Source organism: SAR324 cluster bacterium (genome assembly GCA_029245725.1).
Lineage (GTDB): Bacteria > SAR324 > SAR324 > SAR324 > NAC60-12 > JCVI-SCAAA005.
In genome coordinates this window covers 44,155-51,439 of record JAQWOT010000129.1, presented here as the reverse complement: position 1 = coordinate 51,439, position 7,285 = coordinate 44,155, and the positions used below count along the sequence as shown (strand labels likewise).

8 protein-coding genes are annotated in these 7,285 nt (G+C 38.7%); 7 read left to right on the top strand and 1 reads right to left on the bottom strand.

Features of this window, described 5'->3' with window-relative positions; all coding sequences use genetic code 11:
- Positions 1–373: 373 nt before the first annotated feature.
- Complete coding sequence (locus P8O70_05840) at positions 374–790, top strand: hypothetical protein (protein ID MDG2196398.1); 417 nt, start codon at positions 374–376, stop codon at positions 788–790.
- Positions 791–960: 170 nt separating this feature from the next.
- On the opposite strand, the gene P8O70_05835 is transcribed toward P8O70_05840, so the two are convergent.
- Positions 961–1,377: a hypothetical protein gene (locus P8O70_05835; GenBank protein ID MDG2196397.1), complete on the bottom strand. Its 417-nt coding sequence runs from the start codon at positions 1,375–1,377 to the stop codon at positions 961–963.
- Positions 1,378–1,540: 163 nt separating this feature from the next.
- Between P8O70_05835 and P8O70_05830 the strand changes: the two genes are divergently transcribed.
- The 6 genes from P8O70_05830 to P8O70_05805 all read left to right on the top strand — a co-directional run bounded on the left by P8O70_05830 (position 1,541) and on the right by P8O70_05805 (position 7,263).
- A complete protein-coding gene (locus P8O70_05830; GenBank protein ID MDG2196396.1) occupies positions 1,541–2,905 on the top strand; it encodes a hypothetical protein in 1,365 nt (454 codons plus the stop codon).
- On the top strand, positions 2,906–3,583 hold the full coding sequence (locus P8O70_05825; protein MDG2196395.1) for a hypothetical protein: 678 nt from the start codon (positions 2,906–2,908) through the stop codon (positions 3,581–3,583).
- 126 nt (positions 3,584–3,709) lie between these two features.
- Complete coding sequence (locus tag P8O70_05820) at positions 3,710–4,417, top strand: GntR family transcriptional regulator (protein MDG2196394.1); 708 nt, start codon at positions 3,710–3,712, stop codon at positions 4,415–4,417.
- 25 nt (positions 4,418–4,442) lie between these two features.
- Positions 4,443–5,294 (top strand): phytanoyl-CoA dioxygenase family protein, encoded by an 852-nt coding sequence (locus P8O70_05815; GenBank protein ID MDG2196393.1) that lies wholly within the window; start codon positions 4,443–4,445, stop codon positions 5,292–5,294.
- Positions 5,291–6,490, top strand: a complete 1,200-nt coding sequence (locus P8O70_05810; protein ID MDG2196392.1) for an AGE family epimerase/isomerase — start codon at positions 5,291–5,293, stop codon at positions 6,488–6,490. Before P8O70_05815 ends, P8O70_05810 begins: the two co-directional genes overlap by 4 nt.
- Entirely contained in the window at positions 6,487–7,263 is a 777-nt protein-coding gene (locus tag P8O70_05805) for a glucosamine-6-phosphate deaminase (GenBank protein ID MDG2196391.1), read from the top strand. Before P8O70_05810 ends, P8O70_05805 begins: the two co-directional genes overlap by 4 nt.
- The last annotated feature ends 22 nt before the right edge of the window (positions 7,264–7,285 follow it).

Below are 7,285 nucleotides of genomic sequence, written 5' to 3'. Positions count from 1 at the left end.
CTGATGGCAATTTCCAATACTGGAGTGGAGGGTGGAAAGATATCACTAATACAAAGAAACAGATTCGGGCACCAAATGAAGTGAACGGCTTAAAAGTCCCGCCAAGGCCAAAATAGCCAACATTTTACAATCAATAACAGTAATCATTTCAGAATCTTATACTGATTTTTTGTTTGCTGTTAATTGATCCTACCTGTGTTTTTTTGCCCACATTTACGACTTTTTTGCTACCAAAAGTCCAATGCTGGTTGGAACGATTTCTCAATGCAATTACGACTTTTTTGCTACTTTTTCTTCTTCTTGGAAGAGCTATCGCCTAGAATAGCGAATAAAAAGCATTAAAGTTACGGATTGCCTAGTCAGGACCATTAAAGTGGATGTCCAAATTGAATTAGTGAAGGCAATGGGAGAGAATCCTACCCCAATTTCCTGGCCTGAGGTCTGTATCTCTATCGCAACTGGCGTAGTTTACGGGGAAAAATGGCATCAGGGATATCGTGGGGATGAAGTTCCACGAGCATTTGAAGCACATCACGTTGGATGGACATGCCTACATGGAGCTTTGTGGTTCTTTAATCAAGCAAGATGGCAGCAGTTTCCAAGAACGCACCAACTCATTTTGTTTGATAGTTTCCAGCATCAGAAAACAACTGCTCTAGCTTTCCCAATGTGTAAGCAAGTGCCAACTTATGAAGACTTCAAAAAGACAGGAGGTACCATCTATGTACCAACTCTTAAGAAAAAGCTGCTTACAAAGCTGCAGCTGCACCTGTTTATAATTGGTAACTAAATTCGGGGATGGGTGGCTATTCAAACTAGAAAATGCTTTGGCTCAGTGTAATGTATCCCTCACCGATGAATTCCTAACAGCGACTGATCCAAAGCTTAGGGAATAAATTGTTTGCTTAGCTTGGGTTCGAATGAGCCCGATTTTATGAGACTCAACGAAATAGAATTCTATCAATCACTAGAAAGAGGACTTGTTAGCCATTCCAACATGCCTTTACTCGTCGAAATCAAGTAACCCCCGGTTCCTTTCAATCCTGAAACAAACCCATCCACAGTTTTCTGAGTGATGCTGTCATCACAGGATCCTTGTTGCTCCAGCCAGTGAACAGTATTTCCAACGACCACAACACTTCCTGATACTATCAAAGAACCTGCGGATACAGTTATTGCACCTGCAGTCACTATGACTAAATTTGCCAAAACACACTCAGCATCTTGGCAACCCCGTGTTGCTCCAGAAAGTCCTTCAATCACAATTGAATCAGAGTTATCTAAACCCTTGACTTCAAGTGACCATTCCTTCGTAACCAATTGACAATCGTAGTTCTGGTTTGGTTTGGTTTCTGGGACGAAGCAAGAACTCGTCAACAAACAAGCAACTAATACAGATAAATATTTAGAATTTTTTCTAATCATCATTTAACCAAATTTGTAAAAGAAAGATCATTTCTTAATGTCTAAACAGCTGATTACGTTCCTGTTATTTATGATTTTTTTCATAACAGGCACATCTTATTATTACTATTGGACAGTGCCAGCAAATAGTATCTGGCACGACCAGAGAGCAGCAATTGAGGTTTTCCAAAAGATTATTGACGGGCAGTTTCCTTTAGTTGGATACAATCACAGCAACGGGATACCATCATTTGCTGCATTTTATTATATTATGTCACCAGTATATTACTTTTTAAAGGATCCAATTGGGTTATATTATTTTACAGCGTTTATTAATGTCATATCAATTTTAATTTTTACAACCTTTTTATATCTTAAATTAAATATTAGTTCTGCAATTTTATTTGGAGCTTATAGTATTACAAATGTTTGGGGTTTATATTATGGATCATTTCTCTGGAATCCAAATCTAATTCCCTTTTTTATGACTCTTTTATTTATCTTTACATTTAAGTTTTTTGACACTGAAAAAACCATTTTTTTTCACATATCTGGATTAATTATAAATTTGATTGTTCAGATGTCACCACAAGCAATTTCATTGGTATTTTCATTTGGAATTACGATAATAATATTAAATAAATTACCAAAACTAATTCATTTATTTAATCATGCTATTTGCCATTTCATTTTAATATCTCCATGGTTAATTCATACTCGCATCTTAAACCCTTCATCAAAAGCACCGACACACTCGACAATATTCAAAGACTTCACAGCACCCTTACTTGAATATACGAGTTATATTGGAGGTTGGGGATTGACCCAAGAAACTGGAAAATTCTTGGATTATGGAACAATAATTTCTCCGGAAAATCAATATTTTTTACCTCTTCTCAAGATTTCAACAATTGTTTGTATACTATTGGTAGTTTCTTTCAGTTTTCACTTTTTAACCAATAGATTTGATCAGAAAATCAATATCTCTTGGAGAAGTTTAGCATATTTTATAGGCCTTATTAATCTGTTTTCACTTCTTTTTTTCTTCCTTGGGTTAAGAGTAAATACTCACCATTTCCAATTTTTAAATCCCACCATTGCTTTGATTTTAGTTTTAGGAATCAACTTCCAAGTTCATAAAAAGAAATTATTTATGGGATTACTTTCTTTTGTAATTCTTACTCAGGGCACATACAGTTATTGGCGAGCAAATTCAGAATCAATTCGGCCCTACACCACTGACATTGGATATCAGGAGATTTTTTCAGAATATGTGAAAAATCGATGTCCTAATTCCGCGAGGGTACGATATGTTACCCCCAATGGGATTCATACCTATATGCAACACGGAGAATTAAAGGAAATAGTCTCAAGTTGTGATTGGATGCTTGTACAGAAAAATCATTACGATCTATCAATTATCATTCATGATTTCTTAAATGAAAAATTTCAACTATCTCAGAATAAATTTAAAAATTATCTAATTTGGTTTACAAAATAAATGAGAAGAAAATCAATTTTTATCTATATAATATTATTTTTAATTTTTTTGTTTTGTATTTGTTTTATTTACCTTAAAGAAAACGTTGAAACGTTCAATATTCAAGTAAAACAAAATATTGAAAGAAATCTTTCAATGGATTGGGGCCCAAATGAACCTAAGTTATTTGCTGAAGGTTACTCTTCAGATATTTTAAATCTCTCCCTAAATTTTAATAAATTTATCATTGAAATTCCAATGCATGAAAAATCTCATATTCTAAATTTGACAAAAAGAATGGTTTTCGATGAATGTATTTTTAAATTAAGTTTAATATATCTACTTTTAGATCTTGATTGCAGAAAATTTACAGCAAATTCTAAAAATTTAATGTTTAATCAAAATAAGCATATCACTTACTCTAAAAAATTTTATTTTGATAGTGATGTTTTTCAACGACTATTTACCCGATTTAGGTTTTTTGATTTCAAATTCCATTTTAACCAAGTTTCAATTGACAATGATTTTATTCAAGAGATCAATGGACAACTTAAATTTTATAACAATGAAAATGCGACGTTGACTATTAATGATCGATTGATTGAATTTTTCAACAGACCAGAAGGTCTTGAGATTCACCATCAAAATCAGACATTTTTCTTTTTGAACAAAAACTTTTTCCAACACTTTAGGAACTAAGCCAAAGACATAAGCTCCACTGATCCAGTTCTACCAAGCCCCAAACTTTGGTTGACTTTATGAAAAAAACTAATATATCAATACATCGAGAATTTATAGAAATGATAAATTTTCATAAAAATAATCATGGGTATTCTTCCACAAAAATCTGATACTGAGACGATCTGTATTAATCGTCGCTTACCTATCGTACCCCAAGTCCACTCAACTCTACATCACTTGATTGTTCATTGTGAGATTCCACCGGGTTCCCCCATCCGCGAGAAAGATCTGAGTGAACAAATGGAGGTTTCCCGTACACCAATTCGAGAAGCACTGTTGCAACTGGAGAAAGAAGGCCTTGTCGAGATCTATCCTCAATCTGGGACACGTATTTCCAAAATTAGTATGGAAGAAGTCCGTGAGAGTCATTTCATTCGTGAAGCCATGGAAAGCGCCACGGTCCGATTTGCGGCACAGCAGGGTCATTCCCAATTACATAAGCAACTGAACACTCGTCTTCAAGAGTTCAATGATTCTTTAGGCACTGCTGATAAAAATCTTTTATTCGAATTGGATGAACTCTTTCATAAAACAATTGCAGAGTTCCGCTTCCAAAACAGACTCTGGAAAATCACAAACATCGCAAAATCCCACATGGACCGTGTTCGGCACTTAACCCTTCCGCTCCCAGAAAGGATTTACGAAATTGCTGATGAACATCAACGGGTTGTTGATTGTATAATTCAGCACCAACCAGATGAAGCTGTGAGAGCCATCCAAGATCACCTCAGCGTGATTTTTTCGGATATTGAGCGAATTCGAACAGAACATTCAGAGTATTTTATTCAGTAACTTGTCGTTTAAAAAAAACTTACAAATGCCACTTCTGACTCAAACACAACTGTTAGATTTTGAACAAAATGGATTTCTGATCGAAAGAAACCTTTTCGATTCCGATGAAATCCAACTACTTCAGAAAACTGCCAAAGATGATCAGGAATTGGATCTTCGAAGCCAAGGAAGAAAAGACAGGTCAGGTGCCAAAGTCCGTCTTACACTCTGGAATCATCCAGGAGATGGAATTTATGGAATGTTTGCCCGGTGCAAAAAGCTTGTAGGCAGAATGGAAGAGCTGCTGGGTGGAGAGGTCTACCATTACCATTCAAAGATGATCCTCAAAGATCCTAAAATTGGAGGAGCTTGGGAATGGCATCAAGATTATGGTTATTGGTATCACTATGGATGCCTCCAACCTCTCATGACGAGCGCTATGATTGCGGTGGATCCTGCCAAAGTGAGCAACGGTTGTCTCGAAGTTCTGAAAGGAAGTCATATTCTAGGCCGCCTCGATCATTCCTTAGCTGGAGAGCAATCCGGCGCAGACCCTGAAAGAGTAGAGATCGCTGTAGAACGCTTCGACAGAGTCGCTGTAGAATTAGAACCTGGCGACACATTGCTTTTTCACTGCAATCTTCTGCATTGCTCGGGTCAAAACCACTCTCCTGATCCTCGCTGGGCGATGATTTGTTGCTACAACGCTGCACGTAATAATCCGTTCAAAACTTCTAGACATCCCCAATATACTCCTCTAGAGCAAGTGGATGACACTCTTATCAAAATGGTTGGGCTGAAAAGATTTAGTGAAAGTGGAGATGTTGATTTTATGGGTGATAAGGTTGATCGAAAAATCCCTTCAGCTCTTCTCAAACTAATACCTGAAACAATATGAGACCAACCACTGGAATTCGTCTCAGTTGGCCTGAGCTCAGAAAATTTTTGCACCAACATCTCACTGAGCATGTTCTCACATTCTGGTTTCCGAAACTGATTGATCAGAAATACGGGGGCTTAAACAATTGTGTTCAGGATGATGGTGAAGTCCTCTCCACCGAAAAATATCTTTGGTCACAAGGCCGAGCTCTTTGGGTGTTGAGTAAACTTTTTAATGACATTGATCAGGACTATAAATGGCTGGAGATGGCAACTCCTATCTCAAAATTATTAACAGATTATGGGAGGAACACTGACAGAGATTGGCACTTTAGTTTAAACGCAGACGGTACCCCTGCAAGAGAATCTCAATCTATCTATGTAGATGGTTTCTGTATCTATGGGCTGACAGAATATGCGAAAGCAACCGGTCACTCAAAGAGTCTAGACATAGCTTTGGAGGCTTACACCCACGCGAGTCCCAAGTTGGAGGATCATCGCCTAGTAAGGACAATGCCTCACCCAATTCCAACTGGATTCCAGTCCCATGGCCCCCTGATGTTGTTTGCACATGTGTTTCATGAACTGGGAATCCTGAGTGGCAGAGATGACATTAAGCAGCGAGCCCTTGAATTGGCAGAAAGGATTCTATCTCAACATCTTGATCCTGAGTCCGGCCAACTTCATGAGTTCGTTGTTTCTGGTGGTCAAAAAGATTCAAGTGATATTGGGCAGACAACGATTCCAGGGCATGTGGTGGAAAGCATGTGGTTTTTGGAAGAGATCTACCGTTACCACGGCCTCTCAGAAAAAATTCCGCTATTACTGGAAACCATTCGGACACATCTGGAGATCGGCTGGGACCAACAATTTGGAGGTTTAGTTCTTGCCACTCATCTTGGAGATGGGAAGCCCAAGTGGCACAATCCGCATGGTAAAATATGGTGGCCCCACACTGAGAGTCTACAAGCTCTGCTGATGGCTTACGCTCATACCAGAGAAAAATGGGCTGAGGATTGGTACTGGAAAATTCATGATTACAGCTTCACTCACTTTCCCAATTGGGATTCAGGTGAATGGTTTCACAATCTCGATCGGGCGGGAAAACCGACAACTCCCTATTTACAAACTCTTCCAGTGAAGGATCCTTTTCATTTGCCCAGAGCCCTAATTTATTCAATTCAAATCCTTGATGAACTTGGAGAAACAACATGACTACACCTGATCCTCAAAAACGATGGCTCGTAGACCAACTACCTGTTGAATTGTACGCTAGTAACGAAGAACTCGGACAGGCAGCGGCAAATAAAGCTCAACAAATCTTGAGGGAGACAATTGACAAAAAAGGATTCGCTAACTTGATATTGGCAACTGGGAATTCTCAACTAACTTTTCTAAAAGCTTTGAGAAGTTTGGGGGATGTTGATTGGCAGAAGGTCAGAATCTTCCACATGGATGAGTACATTGGAATCAATCCATCACACCCAGCCAGTTTCCCTCTGTTCTTAGAAAACCATTTTCTTCAATTTACGAATCCTGGTCATTTTCATCCGATTCCGAGTGAGCCTGCGGATGTGGATTCCGCCTGCAAGGCCTATGAGGCATTGATTCGTCAACATCCTGCTGATCTTGTCGCAATGGGGTGGGGAGAAAACGGGCATATCGCCTTCAACGATCCCCCAGATGCACATTTTGATGACCCACATTGGGTAAAAATCGTCGATCTAGCAGAAGAAAGTCAGCTTCAGCAGGTCGGTGAAGGGCATTTTAATTCACTGGATGAAGTACCAAAACAAGCGATTACCTTGACAATTCCTGCCCTTCTGTCTCCAGTACACATCCTTTGTATTGTTCCTGAAGCGAGGAAGGCTTCGGCAGTAAAGGCCTGTCTTTCTGAGCCGGTGGATGAATCTAGGCCAGGCTCCATCCTGAGAACAGTCTCACATGCTACCTTGTTGCTGGACCAAGATTCAGCTTCGCTACTCTAATCATATAACAATGGAGTTGCCT

Coding starts and splice junctions, on each gene's coding strand:
- P8O70_05805 (MDG2196391.1), top strand. CDS start 6,487: ATGACTACACCTGATCCTCAAAAACGATGGCTCGTAGACCAACTACCT.
- P8O70_05810 (MDG2196392.1), top strand. CDS start 5,291: ATGAGACCAACCACTGGAATTCGTCTCAGTTGGCCTGAGCTCAGAAAA.
- P8O70_05820 (MDG2196394.1), top strand. CDS start 3,710: ATGGGTATTCTTCCACAAAAATCTGATACTGAGACGATCTGTATTAAT.
- P8O70_05825 (MDG2196395.1), top strand. CDS start 2,906: ATGAGAAGAAAATCAATTTTTATCTATATAATATTATTTTTAATTTTT.
- P8O70_05815 (MDG2196393.1), top strand. CDS start 4,443: ATGCCACTTCTGACTCAAACACAACTGTTAGATTTTGAACAAAATGGA.